17 protein-coding genes are annotated in these 25,917 nt (G+C 71.4%); 13 read left to right on the forward strand and 4 right to left on the reverse strand.

Annotation, left to right across the window (positions count from 1 at the left end):
- Nucleotides 1–325 precede the first annotated feature (325 nt).
- From Vgi01_RS12920 to Vgi01_RS12980, 13 genes are all read left to right on the forward strand, one after another.
- A complete protein-coding gene (locus tag Vgi01_RS12920; RefSeq protein ID WP_204291151.1) occupies nucleotides 326–1,273 on the forward strand; it encodes a DUF1702 family protein in 948 nt (315 codons plus the stop codon).
- Nucleotides 1,274–1,312: 39 nt separating this feature from the next.
- Entirely contained in the window at nucleotides 1,313–2,827 is a 1,515-nt protein-coding gene (locus Vgi01_RS12925; RefSeq protein WP_204291152.1) for a polyketide synthase dehydratase domain-containing protein, read from the forward strand.
- A 327-nt stretch (nucleotides 2,828–3,154) separates the two neighbouring features.
- Complete coding sequence (locus Vgi01_RS12930) at nucleotides 3,155–3,685, forward strand: DUF5987 family protein (protein WP_102657071.1); 531 nt, start codon at nucleotides 3,155–3,157, stop codon at nucleotides 3,683–3,685.
- Nucleotides 3,682–5,337, forward strand: coding sequence for an FAD-dependent oxidoreductase (locus tag Vgi01_RS12935; RefSeq protein WP_204291153.1), 1,656 nt, complete (start codon nucleotides 3,682–3,684; stop codon nucleotides 5,335–5,337). The genes Vgi01_RS12930 and Vgi01_RS12935 overlap by 4 nt, the downstream gene beginning before the upstream one ends.
- Nucleotides 5,334–6,392 carry a carboxymuconolactone decarboxylase family protein gene (locus Vgi01_RS12940; protein WP_204291154.1) on the forward strand — a complete coding sequence of 353 codons (1,059 nt, stop codon included), beginning with the start codon at nucleotides 5,334–5,336 and terminating at the stop codon, nucleotides 6,390–6,392. Before Vgi01_RS12935 ends, Vgi01_RS12940 begins: the two co-directional genes overlap by 4 nt.
- A gap of 57 nt (nucleotides 6,393–6,449) precedes the next feature.
- The gene (locus Vgi01_RS12945; protein WP_204291155.1) at nucleotides 6,450–7,445 is read left to right on the forward strand and encodes a DUF1702 family protein; all 996 of its coding nucleotides are present in this window, start codon (nucleotides 6,450–6,452) and stop codon (nucleotides 7,443–7,445) included.
- 368 nt (nucleotides 7,446–7,813) lie between these two features.
- On the forward strand, nucleotides 7,814–9,763 hold the full coding sequence (locus tag Vgi01_RS12950) for a CRTAC1 family protein (protein WP_204291156.1): 1,950 nt from the start codon (nucleotides 7,814–7,816) through the stop codon (nucleotides 9,761–9,763).
- Between the two features lie 5 nt (nucleotides 9,764–9,768).
- The gene (locus Vgi01_RS12955; RefSeq protein WP_204291157.1) at nucleotides 9,769–10,782 is read left to right on the forward strand and encodes an RnfABCDGE type electron transport complex subunit D; all 1,014 of its coding nucleotides are present in this window, start codon (nucleotides 9,769–9,771) and stop codon (nucleotides 10,780–10,782) included.
- Complete coding sequence (locus Vgi01_RS12960) at nucleotides 10,779–16,517, forward strand: type I polyketide synthase (RefSeq protein ID WP_204291158.1); 5,739 nt, start codon at nucleotides 10,779–10,781, stop codon at nucleotides 16,515–16,517. The genes Vgi01_RS12955 and Vgi01_RS12960 overlap by 4 nt, the downstream gene beginning before the upstream one ends.
- 1 nt (nucleotide 16,518) lies before the next feature.
- A complete protein-coding gene (locus Vgi01_RS12965) occupies nucleotides 16,519–16,959 on the forward strand; it encodes an acyl-CoA thioesterase (protein ID WP_013733448.1) in 441 nt (146 codons plus the stop codon).
- 19 nt (nucleotides 16,960–16,978) lie between these two features.
- Nucleotides 16,979–17,560: a flavin reductase family protein gene (locus tag Vgi01_RS12970; RefSeq protein WP_204291159.1), complete on the forward strand. Its 582-nt coding sequence runs from the start codon at nucleotides 16,979–16,981 to the stop codon at nucleotides 17,558–17,560.
- Complete coding sequence (locus tag Vgi01_RS12975; RefSeq protein WP_204291160.1) at nucleotides 17,557–18,909, forward strand: cytochrome P450; 1,353 nt, start codon at nucleotides 17,557–17,559, stop codon at nucleotides 18,907–18,909. Before Vgi01_RS12970 ends, Vgi01_RS12975 begins: the two co-directional genes overlap by 4 nt.
- Nucleotides 18,910–19,185: 276 nt before the next feature.
- Nucleotides 19,186–22,206 carry an AMP-binding protein gene (locus Vgi01_RS12980; protein ID WP_204291161.1) on the forward strand — a complete coding sequence of 1,007 codons (3,021 nt, stop codon included), beginning with the start codon at nucleotides 19,186–19,188 and terminating at the stop codon, nucleotides 22,204–22,206.
- 79 nt (nucleotides 22,207–22,285) lie between these two features.
- Here the strand turns inward: Vgi01_RS12980 and Vgi01_RS12985 are convergent, their stop codons facing one another.
- From Vgi01_RS12985 to Vgi01_RS13000, 4 genes are all read right to left on the reverse strand, one after another.
- Entirely contained in the window at nucleotides 22,286–23,299 is a 1,014-nt protein-coding gene (locus Vgi01_RS12985; protein ID WP_102657063.1) for an NAD-dependent epimerase/dehydratase family protein, read from the reverse strand.
- A gap of 89 nt (nucleotides 23,300–23,388) precedes the next feature.
- Complete coding sequence (locus Vgi01_RS12990) at nucleotides 23,389–23,811, reverse strand: SgcJ/EcaC family oxidoreductase (protein ID WP_102657062.1); 423 nt, start codon at nucleotides 23,809–23,811, stop codon at nucleotides 23,389–23,391.
- Nucleotides 23,812–24,414: 603 nt separating this feature from the next.
- A complete protein-coding gene (locus Vgi01_RS12995) occupies nucleotides 24,415–25,032 on the reverse strand; it encodes a copper resistance protein CopC (protein WP_204291162.1) in 618 nt (205 codons plus the stop codon).
- A gap of 9 nt (nucleotides 25,033–25,041) precedes the next feature.
- Complete coding sequence (locus Vgi01_RS13000) at nucleotides 25,042–25,632, reverse strand: hypothetical protein (protein ID WP_102657060.1); 591 nt, start codon at nucleotides 25,630–25,632, stop codon at nucleotides 25,042–25,044.
- Between the last annotated feature and the right edge of the window lie 285 nt (nucleotides 25,633–25,917).

Consider the following 25,917-nt stretch of genomic DNA (forward strand, 5'->3'; position numbering starts at 1 on the left):
AAGTGTCTGCGCGTGGAGAGAATTCTCTGACGTGCGGCGACGCGCCCTGGGTGTGATCACGTCGAATAGACTTTCCGAGTGTGCCCCAGTCGGCGACCGTATTCCTTCTTTGTTCGTGCTTTCAGCCGGTTGGCCCGCGGCGCCAATTGCGTTCGGGTGGCCATCGCCCCGTCGGCCAGCCAGGGAGCGTCTTCCGTGATCGTTCTGTCACTCAGAGCAACTGTGAAGTAGGCGCAGGTCAACTCGTGCCCATAGCCTCGGTTCGTCTGGAGACACCGGACGAGGACCCGGACCCGATCGGGTCCGTCTTCCCTGGGGAGAGCTCATGGCAGGCCTGTGGCGTACCCTCCGCGCGCAGCTGATGACGCCGGACATTGCCGAAACGACGATGAGCCGACGTGGATTTCACGTCAAGGACGAGCCGGCCCGCCAGCGGCTGGAATCCGTCGGTGCCAGCTTCCTCACCGGTTTCCGGACCGCGGTCGAGGCCCGCGAGGAGTCGGACATCGGTCGACTCGATTTGATCGAGCGGCAGTTCCGTGGCTTTGCCTACGAAGGGGCCGCCATGGGCTACGCCGTGCTGGACGGGATGGCCGGTGGCAACCGCACCACCCGCTTCCTGACCGGCGCCGGCGCGCCCCACATCTACATGGCCTACGTGGGGATCGGCTGGGCGTTCGCCAAGGTCCCGCGCTGGCGCTGGCGGGCGCTGGCCGCGCCTGACCCGTTGCTGCGCTGGCTGGTCCTCGACGGCCTGGGCTTCTACCGCGCCTACTTCGAGACCGACCGGTACGTCCGCCAGCAGACGGTCGCTCCGGTGCCGTGGCCGCCGGATCTGCCGGGCGACTACCCCCGGCGCGCGCTCGACCAGGGCATCGGCCGGGCCAGCTGGTTCGTCGCCGGAGCCGATCCCGACGTCGCTGCGGACATCATCGGTCGCTTCGACGCCGACCGGCACGCCGATCTGTGGAGCGGCATGGGCCTGGCGGCCACCTACGCCGGTGGCGCCGACCCCGACGACCTGAAGAAGCTCGCCGTCCACGCTGGCCGGTACCGTCCGCAACTCGCCCAGGGCGCCACCTTCGGCGCGCAGGCACGACTGCGGGCCGGACTGGTCACCGAGCACACGCCCCTGGCCACCGAGGTGTTCTGCGGGTGCAGCCCGGAGGAGGCGGCGGCGGTCACCGACCGGGCCCGGGAGAACCTCCCGCCCGACAGCGCCGAACCGGCCTACGAGGTGTGGCGTCAGCGGATCCAGGCGCAGTTCGCCTGACCCGGTGACCTACCGCACAGAGTGGACACGGTGCAGCGCATGGCGACAACAGCGGACGGGATGACCCAGCCCTTGGCGTTCGCCGCGCGCTTCACCCGCGTGGTGCTCGTCCACGACCCCGGTCGGCTGCTGGTCACCACCACCACGCTCAGCCCCGGCGAGACACCCGGCCTCGACGAGCCGAGAGACCCCACCGCTCCATTGCTGCCGGCCGCGCACGTGCTGGAAGCGCTCGCGCAGGGGTGGGCCGCGCTCACCGGCCACCGGGGTCCGCCGGTGTTCGAGGCGGTCGAGTTCGGTGCGCCGCTCGCCGTCGGCGAGGACGTCGTCAGGCTGCGACTGACCGCCGCGGCTGAGCCGGTGGCCAACGCCGTCGTGGTCACGTTGCGCGGTGAGCACCGAGGCCGTCAGGTGACCTACGCCCACGCCCGGCTGCGGCACCCGGGCGCCGGACGGTCGGCCGTTCCCGCTTCCGCCGTACCGTCGGCCGCCGATTTGCCGGTGCCCACCGCGCTGCCGATGCCGCCCGCGCGGGTCGGTGGCCTCGCGCCGTACCGGCCTTCTCGCGCCTTCTTCATCCAGGCGGGAGACTCGGGCCGCCGGCTGCGCTACCGCGAGATCACCGCGTCGGGCTGCGTGCTGGAGCTGACCGAAGGCGATGCGGTGGGATCGGTCGCCGCCGTCGCCGGCCCGTTGGTGCTCGGCGACCCCGGTGTGCGGGACGCTTTCCTGCGCGCACTGCGCCCCTGGGCGCCCGACACGGTGCTGCAACCGCTGGGCGTCGACCGGATCTGGCTGGCCGGGGCCGGCCCCTACGAACAGGTGACGCTGCGCGCGACCCGCCGGGTCGAGGACGACGACGTTCACCGGTTCGACCTGGAAACCCTGGCCGGCGGGCGAATCGTGGAACGGTGGACCGGGCTGCGCCTGAGACCGCTGCCGGTACGCCGGGCTACCGGTCCGTGGCCGGCGCAGGTGCTCGGGCCGTACCTGCGCCGCAGGCTCGCCGCCCTGACCGCCCATGACGTGGCCGCCGTGCTGGAGCCGGGCCTGCGCCGGGGGTGGCGGCGGCAGCACACCGCGCTGGCCGTGTCCCGGCTGCTCGGTGACGGTACGACGGTGCGCTACCGACGCGACGGGCGCCCCGAGGTCGGCGGCGGTTGGTGGATCTCGGCCGCGCACGGCGCCGGCCACACCCTCGCGGTGGCGGCGCGTACGCCGGTCGGCTGCGACCTGGAAACCGTCGTCGAGCGTACGCCCGTCGAGTGGCGTCAACTGCTCGGCGCGCACCACGCGCTGGCCGAACTGATCGTCGCCGAGACCGGCGAATCGCCGCACCGGGCGGGCACCCGGGTCTGGTCGGCGCTGGAGTCGCTACACAAGGTCGGCGTCACCGCGTTCACCCCGCTGACCTACGACCGGGACACCTCGGACGGATGGCTGCTGCTCAGCGCCGGCGGCTGGCGGGTGTCCACCTGCGCCACGGGGCTGCGCGGCGGGCCGGACAATCTGGTGGTGGCGGTGGCCGCCCGCCACCAGCCGACCGCCGGCTGACCCGGCGGGATTCCCGGCTGCCACAGATGGTCACCTGGCGCCGGCCGCCGGGACCGGCGGGCGCATTTGTGCGCCCGTGCTATTCCCATCGCCTGAGGGTCCTAAATAGATACGGACAGCATGACACGAGATGCCGACCCGCCGCTCGCCGTACACCATTGGTGTACGCCAGGCTGGATGAATGTAGCGGAGGGCGTCAGGCGCCTTCAGTAGTGACTTGAATTGCCCTCGGTCGCCGATTCGGGCCCTGCGTTTCCTGTCAGTTCGAGTTGAGCGTCAGAGGTGATGCCCGTGCCCCCGGCAATCGAAACCAACCAGGGACGAACAATGGTGCTGGAGGCGTACGCCGACACGATTCTGCCGGGCGAGAAGCGGTGGCCGGGCGATCGTGCCGTGGCCGGCGTCTCGTCCGACGGCGGCGCGGTCGCCGCCGGAGCGTTGCTGGCGCTGGGTTCTCCCGAGGGCGGCCTAGCCCCGGCGCTGGACGCGCTGGCCGACGGACTCGATGAGCACGCCGAGGAGTACGCCGCCGAGGCCGGCATCGAGCTGGACCCGGAGGTGCCGGCGTTCGTCTCGCTCGACTTCCCCGACCGGGTCCGGCTGGTGCAGCGCCTGACCGACCCCACGCACCCGGAACGGGAGGCGTGGATCAGTCTCGCCATGTTCAGCGTCATCGCCTTCGACGCCGCCGCACACTCCCACACCGTGGAGGCGCTCGACGCCGGCCACGTCGGACTGAAAATCATCGGCTTCCGCCAGCCCGACTCCGACGGGCTGTGGCGGTTCGACACCTACAGCTACGGCCGGCAACTTGCCCAGCCACACCCCGACACCACAGCCTCCGGGAGCCCTGCATGACGAGTTCCGAGAGCACTGACGTCCTTGTGATCGGCAGCGGCTTCGGCGGCGCGATCACCGCGTATCATCTCGCCGCGGGCGGCGCGCGCGTGGTCGTGCTCGAGCGCGGGCCGTGGCTGTCCGGTGAGGAGTTCGAGCACGACTTCAAGTTTGGCTCGTCGTCGACGCGGGTCTTCGACTTCGTCGTCGGCGACGGGATGAGTGTGCTCAGCGGCAACTGCGTGGGCGGCGGCAGCGTCGTCTACTTCGCCGCGATGCCCCGCGCGCCCCGCTTCGTCTTCGACCGCAAGGGCCGCTTCGGGCACCGGATGTGGCCGTCCGCCATCTCCCGCGGCACGCTCGACCCCTGGTACGACCGCGTGGCCGAGGCGCTGCCCGTCTCCCAGACGAGCTGGGACACGGTGCCGTTCTCCGGTGGGCTGTTCGGCGCCGCCTGCGACCACGCCGGGCGGACGGCGAACCCGGTGCCGGTGGCGTTGGACCAGGCAAAGTGCACCAACTGCAACTGGATGATGGCTGGTTGCCGGTTCGACGCCAAACGCTCCCTGCTGCTCAACTACCTGCCGGCTGCACTGGCGCACGGCGCGCAGATCCGTCCGCTGCACGAGGTGCAGTACCTCAGCCGTACCGACGACGGTGGCTACCGTGTGCACTACACCGTCCTGGACGACGTCGACTACCGCGTCGAGGTGGACAGCGGCACGATTGACGCGAAGATCGTCATCATCGCGGCCGGTGCCGGCGCCACGCCGGTGATCCTCCAGCGCTCCGAGCCGACCCTCGGCGCCATGCCGCACGCCGTCGGCCGGTACTTCTCCGGCAACGGCGAGCGACTCAACACCGCCATCTTCGACGAGGAGCGCATCCGCGACGTGCTCGGCCTCAGCCGGCCGGACGGGGTGCCGTACGAGGCGTACCAGATCGGCAAGGGCCCCTGCGTGGCCAGCTGGGACCGGCTGGACGGGTCCCTGCCCGAGTACGAGCGGTTCTCGCTGGAGCAGCTGTACTTCCCGCCGGGCTTCGGCACCATCCTGGCCCAGGTGCCCGACGCCGTCGGGCCGACCTGGTTCGGTGCGGAGAAGAAGGAACTGCTGCGCACCTGGCAGTCCTGGCTGACCGTCTTCACGATGAGCGAGGACGACAACGAGGGAGAGTTCGGTGCCGTGCCGCCCAGCGGCAACGCCGTACGGCTGTCCCAGCAGATGCTGGCCCGTGGCTCGCTGCGCTACGAGCCGACCGAGAACACGCTGCGCGGATGGGCGCTGTCCGACGCCGAGGTGCGCGACATCCTCGAACGCGACGGGCTGTCCCGGGTGATGCCGTGGACCAACGACGTGGTCGGGGCCTACACGGTGCATCCGCTGGCCTCCTGCCGCATCGGCGACAACCCGGCCACCTCGGCCCTGGACGACCGGCACGAACTGCGCAATCACCCGGGCATCTTCGTCACCGACGGCTCCGCCGTACCGGCCGGCCTGACCGTGAACCCGGCGATGACCATCGCCGCGCTGGCCGAGCGGGCGGTGCCCGGCATCGTCGCGGCGGCGCGGGCCCGAGGAGTCGACGTCCGGTACGGCGCTCCCGCCCCCGACGGGGGCACGAGCAGCCGCGACGCGGTGCTGCCGTTGGCGCGCAGCGCACTGCGACAGTGAGTGGCCTCTACGCCAGGGTGGCCCGGCGTCCCTCCCGGGGACACGTACGCCGGGTCACCCCGGTGCCCATCGAGCGAGCCGACGGCCTCACCGCCGTCGTGTACGGCCAGGTGGAGCGGGACTTCGGCATGCTCGCCCCGCCGGTGAGCCTGCACTCGCCCGCGCCACCGGTGCTGGCCGCGTGCTGGATCGTGCTGCGCGAGACGCTTGTCGCCGCCGGCCGGGTGGACCGGGCCACCCGGGAGGCGGTGGCCGCCGCCGTCTCCACGGTCAACTCCTGCCCGTACTGCGTGGAGGTGCACTCGGCCACCATGACGGGGCTGCTGCGCTCCGCCACCGACCCGGCCGGTGACGACAACCGGCGCCGGGTGGCCGAGTGGGCCCGCGCGGGCACCGACCGCGCGCAGGCCCGCGACCTCGTGCCGCCGGTCCCCGCCGACGAGGCCGTCGAACTGCTCGGCGTGGCGTTCGTCTTCCACTACCTCAACCGGATGGTGAACGTCTTCCTCGAACCGTCGCCGCTGCCGGCCGCCCTGCCGTCGGCGATGCGCGGCGGTGTCCGCCGGGTCTTCGGCCAGCTGATGGCCCGCGGCGCCCGCGGCGACCGGCCGCCCGGCACCGCCCGGGACCTGCTGCCGGCCGCGCCGCTTGCCCCGGACCTCGCCTGGAGCAGCGGCCACCCCACACTGGCCGACGCGCTCGCCCGGGGCAGCGCGGCCATCGACGCCGCCGGGCAGCGGTCGGTGCCCACGTCGGTACGCGACCTGGTCACCGCCCGGCTCGACGACTGGGACGGTGCGCCGACGGGGATCAGTCGTTCCTGGGTCGGCGAGGCGATGCGTGATCTGCCCACCGTCGACCGACCGGCGGCGCGGCTGGCGCTGCTCACCGCCTTCGCCTCCTACCAGGTCGACGACCAGGTGGTGGCCGACGTACGCGCCGCCGGGGCCGACGACCGGGCGCTGATCGAGCTGACCGCATGGGCCAGCATGGCCGCGGCCCGCCGGGCGGCCGGTTGGGTCCCGGTCGACCCGGGCGCCCCCGCATCCTCGTGACCGCCGCAGCGTCGGCGGCCATGCTGTCCGGTACGACTCCGTCGAGGGAGGAACGCGATGTCCACCGTTCTGGGCTCGTTGCGCAGGTTGGCGCTGGCACCGGCGCTGAGTGAGGTCGGCTTCGCCCGCCGGGGTTTCCCGGGGCCGTCGTCACCGGCCACGGCACGGCTGGAGGCGATTCCACGGGCGGTGGTCTGCGGCTTCGAGTGGGGGATCGACTGCCGTGGCCTCGAGGAGGTGCAGCAGCGGGTCGAGTTGGTCGACGAGGGCATGCGGGGCTTCGCCTACGAGGGCGTCACGATGGCCTTCACCGTGCTCGACGCGATGGGCAGCGGGCGGCGGCGACGCACCCGTGAGCTGCTGCTCGGCCCGGGCGCGCCGCACCTGTTCCTGGCCTACATCGGCATCGGCTTCGCGATGGCGCGGCTGCCGCGACCGCTGTGGCGCAAGGTCGTGCCGGAGTTGGAGCCCGGCCCCTTCCATCCGACGATGACCTGGCTGGCGGTGGACGGGTACGGCTTCGACCTGGCCTACTTCGACGTCGCAAAGTGGGTCGACGAGCAGCGCAGGCCGGCGCCGTACGACTGGCAGGGGCACCGGGACTACTTCGGTCGAGCAGTGGACCAGGGCATCGGCAGGGCCCTGTGGTTCATCCACGGTGCCCGTGTGCTCGACGTCGACGCCGCCGTCCGGCGGTTCGCCCCGGAACGCCACGCCGACCTGTTCAGCGGTGTCGGACTGGCCGCCACCTTCGCCGGTGGGTGCGGCGAAGCGGACCTGGCCACGCTGCGCCGAGTGGCCGGCGAGTACGCCCCCGAGTTGGCGCTGGGCAGCGTGTTCGCGCTGCGCGCGCGAGTGCACGCGGGCTTCGTGCCACCGCACTCGGCGGTGGCGGCGGCAGCGCTGTCCGGGCTGTCCGTGCCGGCGGCCGTGGCCCTGGCCGACGACACCGCACCGGCGCCCGACGCCGGCGGATCCGTGCCGCCGTACGAGCGGTGGCGGGCCAACATCCGTCGGCAATTCGAGCAGACGGCGGCCGCCACAGCCGAGTGATGCCCGACATTCCAGGTCCTTCCCAGTCCTTTTTGGGGACTCAGTTCCGCAGATTGGGAAGCATATCTTTATGTGTCATCAGTTCGATGAACAGCAATGCTTGGCACTTTTCGAGTAGCCCGGGTTTCTGACCTCCTGTGAGGATCTGCTGACACGCCCTACGAATGGTGGGGCGGCACGAAGAGGGTTCGGACCAGCATCTCGATCCGGGTCACGCGTGCCGCCCGCCAACCGGACGGGGCGTAAGCCACCGGCTATTGCGTGTGGCCGAGCGGCCCGCGGTCCGATCGGCCCGGGCCGGTAGTTCACCGCGACGCGCGGTGGAGTCGCCACCGACGAATCCGTCACCAACGGGAGGTCTTGAGTTCATGTCAATGACGATTGGCTTGCTGCGCCGGCAGTTGGCCGGAATCATCGGCCTCGCCCTCGTGGTCGGGATGTTCTTCGCCGTCCGGCTCCCCAGCGCCTCGGCCACGGAGCGCACGGAGTTGGCGTCCCGGTACGCGTTCGAGCCCATGGGCATCGCACTGCCCGCCAGCAAGCATCAGCAGACCGTACGCAAGGTCAACCAGACGTACACCCACATCGACGCCTGGATCTCCTCGGTGGGCGCCGGCATCGCGATGAACGACCTGGACGGTGACGGTCTCGCCAACGACCTGTGCATCACCGATCCGCGCACCGACCAGACGATCGTCACCCCGACTCCGGGCCTCAACGAGCAGCGCTACCAGCCGTTCGCGCTGGACGCCGCGCCGTTGCCGATCAGCCGGATCACCGCCCCGATGGGCTGCGCGCCGGGTGACTTCAACGAGGACGGCCGGATGGACCTGCTGGTCTACTACTGGGCCCGGACTCCGATCCTGTTCCTCAACAACGGCAAGGAGCTCAGCTCCGGCACCGCCGCCTTCCGGCCGGTCGAGCTGGTGCCCGGCGTCGGTGTCGGCGAGTACAACGGCCCGCTGTGGAACACCAACGCGGTGGCCATCGACGACTTCGACGGTGACGGCCACGTCGACATCTACGTCGGTAACTACTTCCCGCACAGCCCGGTCCTCGACGACACGGTCAAGGGCGGCGTGGAGATGAACGACTCGATGTCCTACGGCCTCAACGGCGGCGAGGACTACGTCTTCCGGTTCATCGAGGGCACCGGGGGCGCCGAGCCCACCGCCGAGTTCCAGCGGGTGGACAACGTGATCCCGCACAGTGCCTCCAAGGGGTGGGCGCTGGCCGCGGCCGCCGTCGACCTCGACGGTGACCTGCTGCCCGAGCTGTACCTGGCGCACGACTTCGGTCCCGACCGGCTGCTCTACAACCGGTCCACCCCGGGCAACATCGAGTTCGCCCTGGTCCAGGGGGCCCGTAGCGCGACCATCCCGAAGTCGAAGGTGCTGGGCCGGGACTCGTTCAAGGGGATGGGCGCCGACTTCGGTGACATCGACGGTGACGGCCTGTACGACCTGTTCGTCAGCAACATCACCACCCCGTTCGGCATCCAGGAGAGCAACTACACGTTCATGAACACCGCCGCCGACCAGAGCGGGGTCAAGACGGCGTTCAGCAGCGGCAAGGCGCCCTTCCGGGACCGTAGCGCCGACCTCGGCCTGGCCTGGTCGGGCTGGGGCTGGGACGTCAAGATGGCCGACTTCGACAACGGCGGCCGGCTCGCCATCGCCCAGGCCACCGGCTTCGTCCGCGGTGAGGTCAACCGCTGGCCCCAGCTGCAGGAACTGGCCACCACCAACGACACGCTGGTGCGCCACACGAGCTGGTGGCCGAACGTGCGTCCCGGTGACGACATCGGCGGTAGTCAGCGTCTGCACTTCTTCGTTCAGGGTAAGGACGGCCGGTACGTCAACATCGCCCCCGAGCTCGGCCTGGACATCCCGCTGCCGACCCGAGGCATCGCCACCGGCGACGCCGACGGCGACGGCCGGCTCGACATGGCGGTGGCCCGGCAGTGGGCCGAGCCGATCTTCTACCGCAACACCAGCCCGGACGCCGGCGCCTTCCTCGGCCTGCGGCTGACCCACGAGACCGCCGACCCGGCCGCTACCGGCTCGCCGGCGGTGGGCGCCCAGGTCATGGTCACCACCCCCGACGGCCGCAAGTTCGTCTCCCGGGTCGACGGCGGCGGCGGGCACTCCGGCAAGCGCAGCAACGAGGTGCACATCGGTCTCGGCGCCGAGGTCACCGGTTCGGTACAGGTCACGCTCTGCTGGCGCGACCGCACCGGACAAATCCGTAAGCAGGACCTTCAGCTGACCCCGGGCTGGCACGACGTGCAGCTCGGCTCGCAGGCCAACGAGAGGTAACGGAGATGGCCGACACCAAGACCAACCCCGTCCGGCACGACGCGAAGACGACGACGGCGCTGCGCCGCTTCGCGATCTCGATCACGATCTTCAACATCGTCGGTTACGTCTACCTCGGTTTCGAGCAGCCCTGGCTGTGGCCGTTCATCGCGCTCGCCACCGGCTACACGGTGGAGATCGTGCTGGAGGTGATCGGTGCCCGGGCCGAGGGTCGCGCGCCGCGCTTCCTCGGCGGTGGAAGGCGCGGATTCGTCGAGTTCCTCTTCCCGGCGCACATCACCTCGCTGGCCGTCAACATGCTGACCTACGTCAACGACCGGGTCTGGGTGATGATGTTCGGGGTCACCGTGGCGATCGCCGCGAAATGGATCCTGCGAGCCCCCGTCCGGGGTCGACTGCGGCACTACATGAACCCGTCGAACTTCGGCATCGCGATGATCCTGATCCTCTTCCCGTGGGCCAGCATCGCGCCGCCGTACCACTTCACCGAGCACACCCCGGCGCTCGGTGACTGGCTGGTGCCGGCGATCATCCTCACCGCCGGCACGATGCTCAACGCCAAGCTCACCGGCCGGACGTGGTTGATCATGGGCTGGCTGTCCGCGTTCGTGCTCCAGGCGGTGATCCGTGGCGTGGTCCTGGACGTCTCCATCCTGGGCGCTCTGGGCATGATGACAAGCGTGGCGTTCGTGCTGTTCACGAACTACATGATCACCGACCCGGGAACCAGCCCGTCCCGCCCGGCGTCACAGATCGCCTTCGGCGCCGGCGTGGCCAGCCTCTACGGGCTCATCACGGGCATGGGCATCGCGTACGGGCTCTTCTTCGCCACCGCGGCGGTCTGCCTCATCCGCGGCATGTTCCTCTGGGCGCTGCACATCTCCAACAAGGCTCGCGAAGAGCGGGAAGCTGCCGCCGCCGCGGCGGCGCCCACCGACGGGGTGCCGGTCCCCGCGACCGCCACCACCGACGCCCACGCCGCGGGCCCCAACTCCCACAAGGAAGCGGTGCCGGCATGAGCAGGATCGCCGTCGTCGGCATGGGATGCCGATATCCCGACGCCGCCTCTCCCGGTGAACTGTGGGAGAACGTGATCACGGGTCGGCGGGCCTTCCGCCGCCTGCCGGACGAACGGATGCGGCTGGCCGACTACTGGGACGCCGACCGCAGCGTCCCGGACCGGTTCTACGCCCGCAACGCCGCGGTCATCGAGGGGTACGAGTTCGACCGGCAGAAGTACCGGATCGCCGGCAGCACGTACCGATCCACCGACCTGACCCACTGGCTGGCCCTGGACACCGCAGCCCGGGCGCTCGGTGACGCCGGTTTCCCAATGGGCGCCGAACTGCCCCGCGAGCGCACCGGCGTGGTGGTCGGCAACACCCTGACCGGGGAGTTCTCCCGGGCGAACGTGATGCGGCTGCGCTGGCCGTACGTCCGGCGGACAGTCGGTGCCGCCCTGCGCGAGCAGGGCTGGGACGACGACCAGCTCGCCGACTTCCTCGGCACCCTGGAACAGCGATACAAAGCGCCGTTCCCGGCCATCGACGAGGACACCCTGGCCGGTGGCCTGTCCAACACCATCGCCGGACGGATCTGCAACTACTTCGACCTCAAAGGCGGCGGCTACACCGTCGACGGCGCCTGCTCATCGTCGCTGCTGTCGGTGCTCACCGCCTGCCGCAGCCTGGTGGAAGGCGAACTGGACGTCGCGGTCGCAGGCGGGGTCGACCTGTCGATCGACCCGTTCGAGATCATCGGCTTCGCCAAGACCGGTGCGCTGGCACGGGGCGAGATGAAGGTCTACGACCAGGGCTCCAACGGCTTCTGGCCCGGCGAGGGCTGCGGCATGGTCGTCCTCATGCGCCACGAGGACGCGGTGGCGCAGGGCCGGCGGATCTACGCCTCCATCGCCGGATGGGGCATGTCCTCCGACGGCAAGGGTGGCATCACCCGGCCGGAGGAGGACGGCTACCGACTGGCGCTGACCCGGGCGTACGCCCGCGCCGGGTTCGGCATCGAGACCGTGCCGATGTTCGAGGGACACGGCACCGGCACCGAGGTCGGTGACGCGACGGAGCTGCGGGCGCTGACCGAGGCGCGCCGGGCCGCCGGCGCGTCCGGCACCCCGGCCGCGATCAGCTCGATCAAGGCGATGATCGGGCACACCAAGGCAGCGGCCGGGGTCGCCGGCCTGCTCAAGGCGGTCCTCGCGGTGCACCACCAGATGCTGCCGCCGACGGTCGCCTGCGAGGAGCCGCACGAGGTGCTCACCTCGAACGAGGCGAAGCTGCGGGTGCTGCCCACCGCCGAGCCGTGGCCGGCCGACGCGCCGCTGCGCGCCGGGATCACCGCGATGGGCTTCGGTGGCATCAACACCCACCTGGTGGTGTCCGGTGAGGAGACTCCGCGTCGCTCGCCGGACGCCCGGACCCGCACCATCGCCGCCCGCGCCCAGAACGTCGAACTGCTGGTCCTGGACGCGGACACCCCGGCCGAACTGGCCGAGCGGGTCCAGGCCCTGGCCGCACAGGTGATCCGCCTGTCCTACGCCCAACTCGGCGACCTGGCCGCCAGCATCTACACCGAACTCGGTGACCGGCCGTACCGGGCCGCGGTGGTGGCCCGCTCGCCGGAGGACGCCGAGCGTCAACTGCTGCGGGTGCACGCGGCGCTGCAGGCCGGCGAGAGCCGACTGTACGCCGCAGACGGCCGGGCCTTCCTCGGCCACGTCCGCGGCGCCGCCCGGGTCGGGTTCCTCTTCCCCGGCCAGGGCACCGGCCGGGGTCGACCGGCCGAAGCGCTGCGCCGCCGGTTCACCCAGGCCGACCGGATCGTCACCGAGGCGGCGCTGCCCACCGGTGACGTGGTGGCCACCGAGGTCGCCCAGCCACGCATCGTCACCGGTTCGGTCGCCGGGCTCAGCGTGCTGAGCGCGCTCGGTATCGAGGCCGACGTGGCCGTCGGGCACAGTCTCGGCGAGCTCACCGCGCTGCACTGGGCCGGGGCGATGGACCTGTCCTCGCTGCTGCGGATGGCCGCCGCCCGGGGACGGACCATGGCCGAGCACGGCCGTCCGGGTGGCACCATGGCCGGTGTCCCGGCCGACCCGGAGACCGCACGCCGCCTGCTCAGCGGGGAGCCGGTGGTCATCGGCGGCTACAACAGCCAGCGGCAGACGGTGATCTCCGGCCCGATCGACGCCGTCGAGCGGGTGCTGGAACGAGCCGAGGCAGCCGGAATCCCCGGCAAGCGCCTACGGGTCTCGCACGCCTTCCACTCGCCGCTGGTCGCCGAGGCGGCCGAGGCGTTCGGCGGATACCTCGCCGAGGAGCGGTTCCAGCCGTTGCAACGCCAGGTCGTCTCCACCGTGACCGGCACCGTTCTGCCGGCCGGCGTCGACCTGTCGGTGCTGCTGCGTGACCAGATCACCGAGCCGGTGCTGTTCGCGCAGGCCATCGCGATAGCCGCCAAGGAGGTGGACCTGTTCGTCGAGGTCGGACCCGGACGGATCCTGTCCGACCTGGGCCGTACCGACACCTCGGTGCCGACGGTCGCGCTCAACACCGACGACGAGACGCTGGCCAGCGTGCTGCGGGTCGCCGCCGCGGCGTACGTGGTCGGGGCGGCGCGGGTGCATCCTCAGCTCTTCGACGGCCGGCTGGTCCGGCCGGTCAAGGACGTCGACGAATTCAGCTTCTTCGCCAGCCCGTGCGAGACCGACTCCGACGTGGTGCTGCCCGACTCGCCGCAGCCGGTCGCCGCGCCGGCCTCCGTGAACGGTGCCGCACCGACCGGGGAGCCGGCCTCGCTGGTGCTGCGTCAACTCGTCGCCGCCCGGGCGGAACTTCCGCTGGAGATGGTCGGTGAGGACAGCCGACTCCTCGATGACCTGCACCTGAGCTCGATCACGGTCAGCCAGGTGGTGAACCAGGCTGCGCAGCAGCTCGGCGTACCGCCGTCGCGGCTGCCCACCAACGTGGCCACGGCGACCGTACGGGAGGTCGCCGAGGCGATGGAGGCGCTGATCGGCACCGGGTTGGCCGAGGACCTGACGCAGCCCACGTCGGTGCCGGGCGTGGACACCTTCATCCGGGCGTTCGCGGTCGACCTGGTCGAGGCGCCCCCACCGGCGCCGGGAGCGGCCGAGGCGAACGCCGGGTGGCAACTGTTCGGTGGCCACACCGACCCGCGCGCGGAGCAGGCCCGGCAGGCGCTGGCCGCCGGTGGCGTCGGCGGCGGCGTTCTGGTCTGGCTGCCGGCCGACTGCACCCCGGAGCAACTCGAACCGGCGTTGCAGGGGGCCCGGGCGGCGCTGACCGCTTCAGCGGGTGACCGCTTCGTGCTGGTGCAGCACGGCCTGGGCGCCAGCGGCCTGGCCCGGACCCTGCGGCTGGAGGACCCCCGGATCCGGACCACTGTGGTGCATCTGCCGGCCACCCTGGACGTCGCCGACCGGGTGCTGGCCGAGGTCGCCGCGACCGACACCTATCACGAGGTTCACTACGACGTGACCGGGGCGCGTCGGCAGCAGGTCCTGCGGGCCCTGCCCATCGACGCCGGTCGGGTCGAACAGCCTCTCGGCGCCGGTGACGTGCTGCTGGTCACCGGCGGCGGCAAGGGCATCACCGCGGAGTGTGCGCTCGCCCTGGCCGCCGACGCCGGTGCCAAACTCGCCGTGCTGGGCCGTTCCGACCTGGCCGCCGACGCGGAACTGGCGGCCAACCTGGAGCGCTTCGCCGCCGCCGGTGTGCAGGCGCGCTACCTGCGTGCCGACGTCACCGACCCGGTGGCGGTGCGGGCCGCGGTCGACGAGGTCGAGCGCCTGCTCGGCCCGGTGACCGGGGTGCTGCACGGTGCCGGGCGCAACGAACCGGCGGCGTTGACCTCGCTCGACATGGACGCCGTCCACGGCGCGCTGGCACCCAAGGTCGGCGGCCTCGCCGCGGTCCTGGACGCCGTCGACGCCGACCGGCTGAAGCTGCTGGTCACCTTCGGCAGCATCATCGGCCGGGCCGGGCTGCGGGGCGAGGCGCACTACGCCACGGCCAACGACCGGCTGGCCGAGCAGACCCGTCGCTTCGGCGCGGCCCACCCGACCTGCCGCTCGATCTGCCTGGAGTGGTCGGTCTGGTCCGGTGTGGGCATGGGGGAGAAGTTGTCCGTCGTCGAGTCGTTGGCCCGCGACGGCATCACCCCGATCACTCCCGAGCAGGGGGTTGCGGTGCTGCGCCGACTGGTCACCGACCCGGACACCCCGCCCGTGGTGGTGATCAGCGGACGTGCCGACAGCCTGGACACGCTGCGCTTCGAGGAGCCGGAACTGCCGTTGTTGCGCTTCGTGGACCAGCCGCAGGTGCGCTACCACGGCGTGGAGTTGGTCACCGACATCGAACTCACCGCCGGCAGCGACCTGTACCTGCCCGACCATCTGCTCGACGGGAACCTGCTCTTCCCCGCGGTCATGGGCATGGAGGCGATGGCCCAGGCGGCCATGACGGTGACCGGTCGCAGCGAGGTGCCGGTCATCGAGCAGGCCCGCTTCGCCCGGCCGATCGTGGTGCCACCGCACGGCAGCACCACCATCCGGGTCGCGGCCCTGGTGACCGCCGACGACACGGTACGGGCGGTGATCCGTACCGCGGACACCGGATTCGCCGCGGACCACTTCGAGGCGACGTTGCGCTTCGTCGAAGGTCCGGTGCCGGCCGGTCCGCCGGAGCAGGTCGCCGACGACCTGCCGCCGGTGCCGCTGGACCCGGCCCGGGACCTGTACGGCGACACCCTGTTCCAGGGAGCGCGCTTCCAACGGCTGCGCGCCTTCCACCGGGCGGCGGCCCGCGACGTCGACGCCGACGTGGCCACCGTGCCGGAGACCGACTGGTTCAGCGCCTACCTGCCGGACACGCTGGTGCTCGGTGACCCGGGGGTCCGCGACGCGCTGATGCACGGCAACCAGGTCTGCGTACCGGACGCCACGCTGCTGCCGGTGGCGATCGCACGGCTGTACCCGGCCGGGTCCCAGATGGGCACCGGTGAGCCGTTGCGCTACTGCGCCACCGAGCGGGAGCGCGACGGAGACACCTACGTCTACGACATCGCGTTGCGCACCAGCACCGGCGAGGTCGTCGAGCGGTGGGAGGGCCTGCAGCTGCGGGCGGTACGCAAGAAGGACGGCCGGGGCCCCTGGGTGGCGCCGCTGCTCGGCTCCTACCTGGAGCGGACCCTGGGCGACCTGATCGGCACCGCGATCGCGGTGGCGGTGGAGCCGAACGCCGGCGACCAGCCGGAGTTGGCGGTCGGCCGGGCACTCGGGTACGCCGCCGACCTTCGGTACACCCCCGACGGGCAACCGGAGCAGGTGGACGGGCGGTACGTGGCGGTCTCCCACGGCGCGGAGCTCAGCCTCGCCGTGGCGTCCCGTACCCCGGTCGGCTGCGACGTACGGTCCGTCTCGCCGCGACCGGTCGACGGCGGCTCCCCGGTTCTGGGCCGGTACGAGGTGCTGGTCGACCAGGCGGTCACCAGCTTCGGCGTCGACCGGGACACCGCCGCGACCCAGGTGGAGGCGGCGCTGGACTGCTTGCGGCAGGTCGACCTGCCGGAGCACCTCTCGGTGACGCTGACGCCGATCCAACGCGACGGGTGGCTGGTCTTCGCTGCGGGCGCGACGCGGGTGGCGACCTTCGCCACCACCGTGGGCCAAGCGGCCACGCCGGTCGTGTTCACCGTGCGCACCGACGGAGGGCTGTGAGGTGGAGGACTACTACGAGTATCGGCACACGGTCGGTTTCGAGGAGACAAACCTGGTCGGCAACGTCTACTACGTCAACTACCTGCGTTGGCAGGGCCGTTGCCGGGAGATGTTCCTGCACGACAAGGCGAACGATGTCCTCGATGACCTGCGCAGCGATCTCAAGCTGTTCACGTTGAAGGTCGACTGCGAGTTCTTCGCGGAAATCACCGCCTTCGACCAGTTGGCCATTCGTATGCGGCTGGTCGAACTCGCCCAGACACAGATCGAATTCAGCTTCGACTATGTCCGGATGCATCCCGAGGGCGAGGTGCTGGTCGCCCGCGGCCGGCAACGGGTGGCCTGCATGCGGGGGCCGAACAACCGCACCAGCCCGTCCCGGGTGCCGGAGGCGCTGGCCCGGGCACTGGCGCCCTACCGGGTGCGGGCGCGGGCGGCATAGCGATCCACGGGAGGTACACGTGAACGTCCAGCCAGAGCCCACCGTCGAGCCGTGCGATCCGGTCCAGTTGCGCCGTGCGTTCGGCACGTTCGCCACGGGCGTGACCGTGGTGACCGTGGGCGGGGAATGTCCACACGGGATGACCGCGAACTCGTTCACGTCGGTCTCCCTGGATCCGCCCCTGGTGCTCATCTGCGTCGACCAACAGGCGATCATGCATCGCAGCCTGATCGAGTGCGGCCAGTTCGGGGTCTCCGTCCTGGCCGCACACCAGGAGCCGGTGGCCCGGCACTTCGCCGACCGCCGACGCCCGTTGGGCGCCGCTCAGTTCGACGCGGTCGACTGGGTGCCGGGCCGGCTCACCGGCGCCCCGCTGATCGTCGGGGCGCTGGCGCACTTCGAGTGCGAGCTGTGGCGGTCCTACGAGGGTGGGGACCACACCATCTTCGTGGCCAACCTGCTCGCGGTCCGTCGGGAACCCGAGGCCGACGGGGTGCTGTTCGTACGTGGCCGGTTCCGGCAACTCGACCGGAACGGCATCGACGTGGCTGACGGTGTGCCGGCATGGCAGGCCGCGGCCCGAGGCGGGGTGACGGGATGACCATCGCAGGAGCGCGGCGGGTCACGGCGGGGCCGACCGGAGCGGCGATGCTGCGTACGCTCTGGCAGCTCGCCCAGGACCGGCTGGGCATGATGCGCACTGCGGCCAGCTACGGCGACGTGGTCCGGCTCGGGCCGAGTTTCAAACGGCTTTACTTCTTCAATCACCCGGACCACGCCAAGTACGTGCTGGCCGACAACAGCCAGAACTACCACAAGGGCGTCGGACTGGCCCAGGCCCGGAGGGCCCTCGGCGACGGCCTGCTCACTAGCGAGGGTGAGCTGTGGCGCAAACAGCGGCGGGTGATCCAACCGGCGTTCCAGGCCAAGCGGATCGCCGCTCAGGCCGGTGTGGTCGTCGAGGAGGCCGTCGGGCTGGTGGACCGGCTGCGGGCGCACCGCGACGGCGCTCCCGTCGACATCGTCAAGGAGATGACCGGGCTCACCCTTGGTGTGCTCGGTCGTACGCTGCTCGACAGCGACCTCAGCGAGCACCGCTCGGTGGGCCACTCCTTCGAGGTCATGCAGGACCAGGCCATGTTCGAGATGGTCACCATGGGTTCCGTACCGACCTGGCTGCCGTTGCCGCACCAGCTGCGGTTCCGGCGGGCCCGGCGGGACCTGCAACGGGTCGTCGACGCGTTGGTCGCCCAGCGGCGGGCGCGGGGCGAGGAGGGCGACGACGCCTTGTCTCGGCTGATCGTCTCGACGCGGCAGGAGGCCGACCCTCGGGTGGGTCGGCTGCGGATGCGCGACGAACTGGTCACCCTGCTGCTGGCCGGTCACGAGACCACGGCCAGCACGCTGGGCTGGACCTTCCACCTGCTTGACCGGCACCCGGAGGTGCTGGAGCGGGTCCGCGCCGAGGCGGTGGAGGTGCTCGGCGACCGGCAGCCGGTGTACGAGGACCTGGCCCGGCTGCGGTTCACCGCACAGGTGATCAATGAGGCGATGCGGCTGTACCCGCCGGTGTGGATGCTCTCCCGGATCGCCCAGCAACCCGACGTGATCGGCGGTTACCACGTGCCGGGCGGCTCGGACGTGCTGATCTGCCCGTACACCCTGCACCGGCACCCGGAGTTCTGGGACGACCCGGACCGGTTCGACCCGGACCGGTTCGACCCCGCCCGCCCGAACGACCGGCCGCGCTACGCGTACGTGCCGTTCGGCGCCGGACCACGGTTCTGCGTGGGTAACCACCTGGGACTGATGGAGGCCACCTTCGTGACCGCCATGGTGGTGCGGGAACTGCGGCTGACCGGCGACCCGGCGTACCAGGTGGTGCCCGAACCGATGCTCTCCCTGCGGATCAAGGGCGGCCTGCCGATGCGGGTCACGGGGGTCTCCTGACCGATGGCGCGATGAACGGACGGCGTGCCGCCGCCGACGGCGGCACGCCGGCGCAAGCCCGGAACACATTGACGATGCGCACCGTCGCGATGCATTTCGCTGTGCACCAGCAGCGGCCGCACGCGGCGGTAATGCGGTGTGTGCGGGGTCGGAAAAGCAGTCGAAAATGGCCCCATTCTGCCGGCTGAACTGCTCGATGGGGCAACCGTCATAGCCGGTATTCGGGATCGCAATTATTGAGAAGGCCGCCGCAATTCCACATGCCACGATTCGTCCGTGGCAACGAGCGGAGAAACGACGCTGACCGGCGACGCCGAGGTGACGGTCGAGCCAGGCCCCACCTCCTGGGTGCAGGACGGTGTGTGGTTGCTGGAGCAACTCGCCCCGTACCGGGGTGTGCACCGGTTGGTCCGTACCTGGCACGTGCACGGGACGATCGACGTGCCGGCGCTGCGATCGGCCTGGCGCACACTGCTGGATCGGCACGAGGTGCTGCGGACCCGGCTGGTCGAGGTGGACGGCGTCCCGCAGCCGGTGGTCTCCGCCGACACCAACGGCGCGTTCGTCCACGTCGACCTCGGGCACCTGGCCGACGCGGAACGCGAACGCGCCGTCGACCGGGTCTGCGCGGCGGCCGCCTCCGTCCCGGAGCGGGCCACCGACACGCCGCTGGCCCGGTTGACGCTGGTGCGTACCGGCTCCGCCACGCACCGGCTGGTGCTGGCACTGCATCGTGCGGTGGCCGACGACCGGTCGATCTCGATCATCGTTGACGAGCTGTCCATCTGCTACGCCGCGCAGGTGCGCCCCGGGCCGGTCACACCCGCGTCGCTGGCCCCGGTGCTGCGCTACGCCGAGTACGCCCGCTGGCAGCGTGACCTGGTGGACGGTCCCGTCGGTCGCCGGCTGCTGGACTGGTGGACCGCCCACCTCACCCCGCTGCCGCCGCCGGTGCCACTGCCCGTCGACCATGACGGCGCCACCCGCCCGGCCGGGCCCGCCGGCCTGGTGCCGTTCGACTGGGGCACCGCCCTCGCCGACCAGCTGGCCACGTACTGCCGGACCCGGTCGGCCACCCCGGCGGCGGTGCTGCTGGCCGCGGTGCAGGCGGTCCTGCACCGGTACGGCGACGACGACCGGGTGACCGTCGCGATGCCGGTACCGGTGCCACCGCCCGGGTTTCCCGCGCTCGTCGGCCCCTGCGACAACCTGCTGGTCCTCACCGCTGATCTCGGCGGCTACCCCACCTTCAGCGAGGTGGTCGACCGGGCCGCGGCCGTGCTGCGGGCCGCCACCAGACACCGGGAGCTGCCGTTCGCGCGGCTGGTCCGGGAACTGCCCGTCGAGCGTGACCCGAGGCGGGTGCCGTTCTGCGACGTCCTGCTGGCCCTACCGGGTCCGGAGGCGGACCTGCGGCTGGCCGGTGCCGGTGTCGTGCCGACGGCGGTGACCGACCTCGGCCCCACCGTCGCGGATCTGGCGATCACCGTCCGCAGTACCTGGCCCACGGTCGCCGGCACCCTCAGCCACCGCGCGGACCGGTTCGCCACCGCCACCGCCGCCGGCCTGCTCGGGCAGGTGCGTACGCTGCTGTCGGCCGCGCTCGACGCGCCGCACACGCCGGTGCATCGGCTCTCCCTGGACGGCCCGGCGCTGGTCGGCTCGACCGACGGCCCGCGCGCCGAGGCGCTGCCCGTGCACGAGATCGTCCGACGGCGTGCCGGGCAGACTCCGGAGGCCGTCGCCGTGGCCAGCCGGGAAGGCCGGTGGACGTACGGCGAACTGGAGCGCCGCACCGCGGCGGTGGCCACCTACCTGCGCGGGCTGGCCGTCGAGGGCGAGCCCGTGGCAGTGCGGATGACACCCGGGCCATGGCAGCTCGCCGCGTCCCTGGGTGTCCTGCGCGCCGGTGGTCACCTGGTCTGGTTCGGCACCGGCGACGCCGGGCGGCGCGGCCGGGCGATCCTGTCGCAGCTGCGTCCGGTCTGTCTGCTCCGGACGGGGGAGGACCCGGACGACGACCTGGCCCGCTGGTTCCGCGACGAACTCGACGGCCGGCTGGTCGACGTGACGTGCCTGCCCCGCCCGTCGACGACGACGGCGCCGGCACCGACCGACGACCTCACCCGCACGGCCTACGTGGCGTACGCCTCGGAGTGCGCCGGGCGACCGGCGGTCATCGCTCACGACCACGCGGCGCTCGCCCAGTTCGTCACCTGGATGGCCGACGCCCTGGAGTTGACGCCCGGCGCCCGGGTGGCGCAGTGGCTCGCCCCGGAGCACGCCCCGAGCCTGTGCGAGACGGTCGCCACGCTGGTCGGCGGCGGCACCCTGCATCCTGTGCCGGTCCGCATCCGGGCGCACCCGGAGAAGCTGGTCGACTGGTTGGTCCGGGAGCGCATCACCTTCCTCCAGACGGTGCCGAGCCTCGCCCGGGAGCTGCTCGGCGTCCTCGCGGCCCGGGAGCCGACCGACCGGCCCACCAGCCTGCGCCGGCTGGTGCTGACCGGCGAGACACTGTCGGATGAGGTGGTGAACGGCTTCCGGCGGGTGCTGCCGGCGACCCGGCTGGCGACCGTCTACGGCCCCGCCGAGACCATCGCGGCCACCTGGCACGAGATCACCGGCCCGGTGCCGGCGAGCGTGCCGATCGGCCGCCCGATTCCCGGACGGCAGGTGCTGGTCCTCGACGAGGCGGACCAGCCCTGCCCGACGGGCCTCACCGGCGAGATCGTGGTACGCAGCCGCTACGTATGCGACGGCTACCTCGACGACCGCGACGGTGAGCACGACGGCAGCGGCGACGATAGTGGCTGGCGGCGGGCGGCCTTCCGGGCCCCCGACGGGGAGCCGGACGACGACACCGACCTGCGCTGGTACCGCACCGGTGACCTCGGCCGCTGGCGCTGGGACGGCCTGCTGGAGTTGCGTGGTCGCCGCGATCCGGTCGAGGCTCTGCCTCGCTCTGCGGCCGGCGAGGGGAAGCGTCGCCGACCGCCCACACCGAGATCGGCAGCGGCGCGACGGCCGGTGGACAGCCCGGTGCAACGGGGCCTGGCCGAGATCTGGTCGGCGCTGCTGGGCACCGGTCCGTTCGCGGCCGACACCTCGTTCTTCGACGCCGGCGGGCACTCGATGCTCGTCCCCCAGCTCGTCCAGCGGATCCAGCGACGCTTCGGTGTCACGGTTCCGCTGCGCGAGTGCTTCACCCACCACACGTTGGCCGGCATGATCGCCCTGGTCGAGGCAGCGGAAGGTCGGGCAGACCTCGCAGCTGTCGCAGCCGCGGCACCGTAGGCGCGCCGGCGGACCGCCAGGGCGGCCGGCGACGGATCGCCTAGGAGGATGCGCCCGCCGAGGTGACGCCGTCGCCTCGTCAAGCGGCGTCGGCGGCCAGCCCGGCCTGTCGTCGGCTGATGCGACCGGTGCGGTACAACCACGCCACGGTGTCCCGGATCGTCTCGGTGACCGGGCGTGTCGGCGCAGGTACCTCCGGGCCGGTACGCAGGTCGCAGTGACAGGTGTAGACCGCGCCGTACTCGACGGGGACGTGCCAGGGCCAGATCCGCTGGAACGCGGACGCGGCGGCCCCCACCGGCAGCACCGCCGCCGAGGGCAGGTAGCCGACCGGCAACCGGCGGCCGGTGACCTCGCGTACGGCCGCGACGAACTCGCGGGTGGACAGGGTCCGTCCCGGTGCCAGCAGGCGTCGCGGACCCGACCCGGAGCCCAGCGCCGCGACGTGCAGGTCGGCCACCTCGCGGACGTCACCCACCGGAAATCCGCCGCCCGGCCAGATGGGCAGTTGCCCGCGCAGCAGCGCCCGCAACCTGGCGACCTGGTCGCCGACGTACGGGTCGTGTGGGCCCAGCGTGGCCATCGGGTAGGTGATGACCACCGGTGATCCCGCTGCCTGGTGCCGCCGGGCCACCTCCTCGGCAGCCGCCTTGGTGGCCATGTACCGCTCCCGCGGACGGCCGACAGGCAGATCCGTGGCGAGCGGAACCCCTCCGGTCGGTGCCAGGGCCACCACCGAGGACACATGCACGATCGTCTCGACGTCGGCCGCGCGAGCCGCGTCGAGCACCACCTCGGTGCCATCGACGTTCACCTGCCGCATGTGCGCGTGACGGCGGCTGTCGAACGAGTAGACCCCGGCGGCGTGCAGGACCGCGGCGCAGCCGCCCACCGCCCGGCCGACCGACCGCGCGTCGGTGACGTCACCGGCGACGGCCGCCACGTCCGCGGCGGACAATCCGAGTGGTCCGAGGGCACGCCCGACCGTGTCGGGGTCACGAACCAACAGTCGCACCTCGTGCCCGGCACGCAGCAACGCCGCGACCGTGTGCGAGCCGATGAAACCGGTGCCGCCGGTGACCAGTACACGCACGTTCGTTCCTGCCCTTCACTGGAAGCTGGGACACCTTGGACGGCACCGGTCAGCGGGACCTTCGACAAGGCGCCGAAGGACGTGCACGGTCAGCGCGCGTCGCGCGGGCTGTTCTGGTACGCGGTCAACTTCCAGCCGTCCGGGGTACGGACCAGCAGCCAGGAGGCGCGGATGGCCCGCTCGGCCGCCACCTCCGTCTCACCCGGGGCGAGCACGCCGCCCTCGGTGAGCAACAGCGCCACGTCGGGACGGAGGAAGCGGATCTCGAAGGGCTGCCCGGTGACGCGGGTCCCCTTGTAGGGGCCGGCGAAGCCCTGCGCGATGAAGTCGCGGATGTCGTCGCGGCCCTTGCGGGCCACACCGGCCAGGATCATGGTGCCGTCCGGCGTGAAGAGATCGGCGAAGGCGTCGGCGTCGTTCGCCGCCCACGCCCGCACGAGCCGTTCGGGTAGGGCCGCGACAGCGGCTCGGTCGTCGGCGGACACCTGCGGTCCGAGGCTGTTGGTGGTCACGGGTGACTCCTTCCGTCAGAGGCGCGTCAGGCCTCAGATGGTGCGGGTGTCCAGGGCAAGGTTTGCGGCATTCCAGACGTCGGTGGCTGGCACTGCGCTCTCCTTGATGTCGGCTGGTCGGCGACTCCACGCCATGGGCACCCTGCTGCGTGCTGAGGGCGATCCCGCCGGAAGCGGGTGCCGGACGGCGCAGCCCGTCACCTGTGAGAATTACAGTGGTGCAGCGGCCGTCGCATCTCTCCGAGTGCGTGACTGGACAGTGCTCCGCCGCACGTCAGCGCAATGATGGTCGCTCGGACCGTTGCCTACGCGCGCCGTCACCGGTCGCCGCTCGACCGAACCGCAGGCTGGGCCACGAATGGACAAGTGATCGATGAACATCGACAGGCCTGCACCGGGTCGGAGGCCTTCGCAGGCACCCACCTTCGTCGTGCTCGCGCCTGTGGGACAACCGGTGCGCACACCCGAGGATGCGAGGGTGGATGCCGGCCCTACGGCCGGCGCGCCGATTGCTGATGGATGGCGAAGCACGGCCATCGCGACGTCAGTACACGCAGGACCGGCTCGGTCGGTGATCAGCACCGACCGGACCGTTCAAGTGGTTCAGCGGCCAGTGGGCTCGTCGGGTGACCCGTCGAGGTGACCGGAGGCGGCCGAGACGGCCGGCGCGCGCCGGTGACGGGCGGGCCGACGCAGCAGCAGCGCGAGGACGACGACCAGTACCAGGCCGTCGATGACGAGGAGCGTCGCGCCCAACGGGTCGATGCCGTGGGCGTGGTCGGCGTCGTCCAGGATCGGGTCGGGGACGTCCACGATGCCCTGGGGCGGGACACCGGTGCCGACGCTGAAGCGCAGGATGCCGGTGGCGTCCTGCCCGTTGGAGAAGGTGATGTGGTAGGCGACGCTGTAGTCGCCCGGGTCGGTGAGCCGCACCGGTTGGCGCAGCCCGGTCTTCCCGTCGGTGCGCACCCGGCCGTCGTTGACCGCGTTGCCGGCGTTGTCGCGCACGGTGACGTGGGACAGCACCGAGTCGGCGCCGGTGGACAACCGGAGAGTGACGGCGTCCGGCGCGGCGGCCAGCGCGGCACCGTCACCCGGGTCGACCGATAGGACCTGGGCGACGGTGCCGTCGGACTGCCGGACGACCGCGGCGACGGTGAGGGCGACCCCCACGGAGGCGAGGGCGGTGACGATGGCCAGCGTGCGGCGCCCGGCAGACATGATGGCCGGTCAGCTGCCGGAGTTGGTGGCGGCGAGCCGTTGACGGCCTTCCAGGGTGCAGTTGCATCGTTGCAACTGCAACTCCTGCTGGTTGGGGCGCAGGTGCAGGTACATCGCGACAAGCATCGGCAGGAACACGACGGAGTTGTAGAACAGGTGCAGTTCGACCCGGGGGATGAGGAGCTGGGCGAAGCTCGTCGGCACTGACGTACCGGGCAACAGGAAGCCGGCCTGCACCTGCAACAGCAGGAACAGGTGCTCGATGTGGTGCCAGAACTGGATCGCCAGGGCGATCGTCCACCAGGTGCGGGCTCGCCCGACGAAACCGGGACGCAGGGCGAACAGACCGATCAGCATGACGATCGCGTACCCGTAGTGCAGCCACTCGGAGCTGACCAGCCACGGGAACGGCATGCCCAGGACGCCGCGCGCCTGTGGCCGGGCCCAACCCAGCACCCAGATCTGGTACGCCTGAACCAGGTGTTCGGCCCAGTGGGCCAGCACGATGAGCATGTACAGCCCCAGAACCGCACGGTGATGCGCTTCGTTGATCGCGCCGATCACTCCACGCCGAGCGGCATGCTCCTTGGCCACTGTCATGTGGACTCCATCCAGAGAGCTGGGTAATTTGACGATTACGTTAGGTGTACGCGTACGCGATTCGCTTACTCATAATTGCGCATTTATCGATCTTTGCCGGTAGGGCGACGTCGAACTCCGCCAACCGCAGATCCGGCGCGGTCGCCTGACAGGAACGCCCCGGTCCGCAGGCGAACGTCTCCGACCCGCCGTGCCCCGCCGTGACCAGGAACACGTCACGTGTTGGTCTGCTGACCGTTAATCCACGCGAGTTTCGTCGCTGGTGCGGGTTAATCTGCGCTGCGG

The organism is Micromonospora gifhornensis (assembly GCF_016863515.1).
Lineage (GTDB): Bacteria > Actinomycetota > Actinomycetes > Mycobacteriales > Micromonosporaceae > Micromonospora > Micromonospora gifhornensis.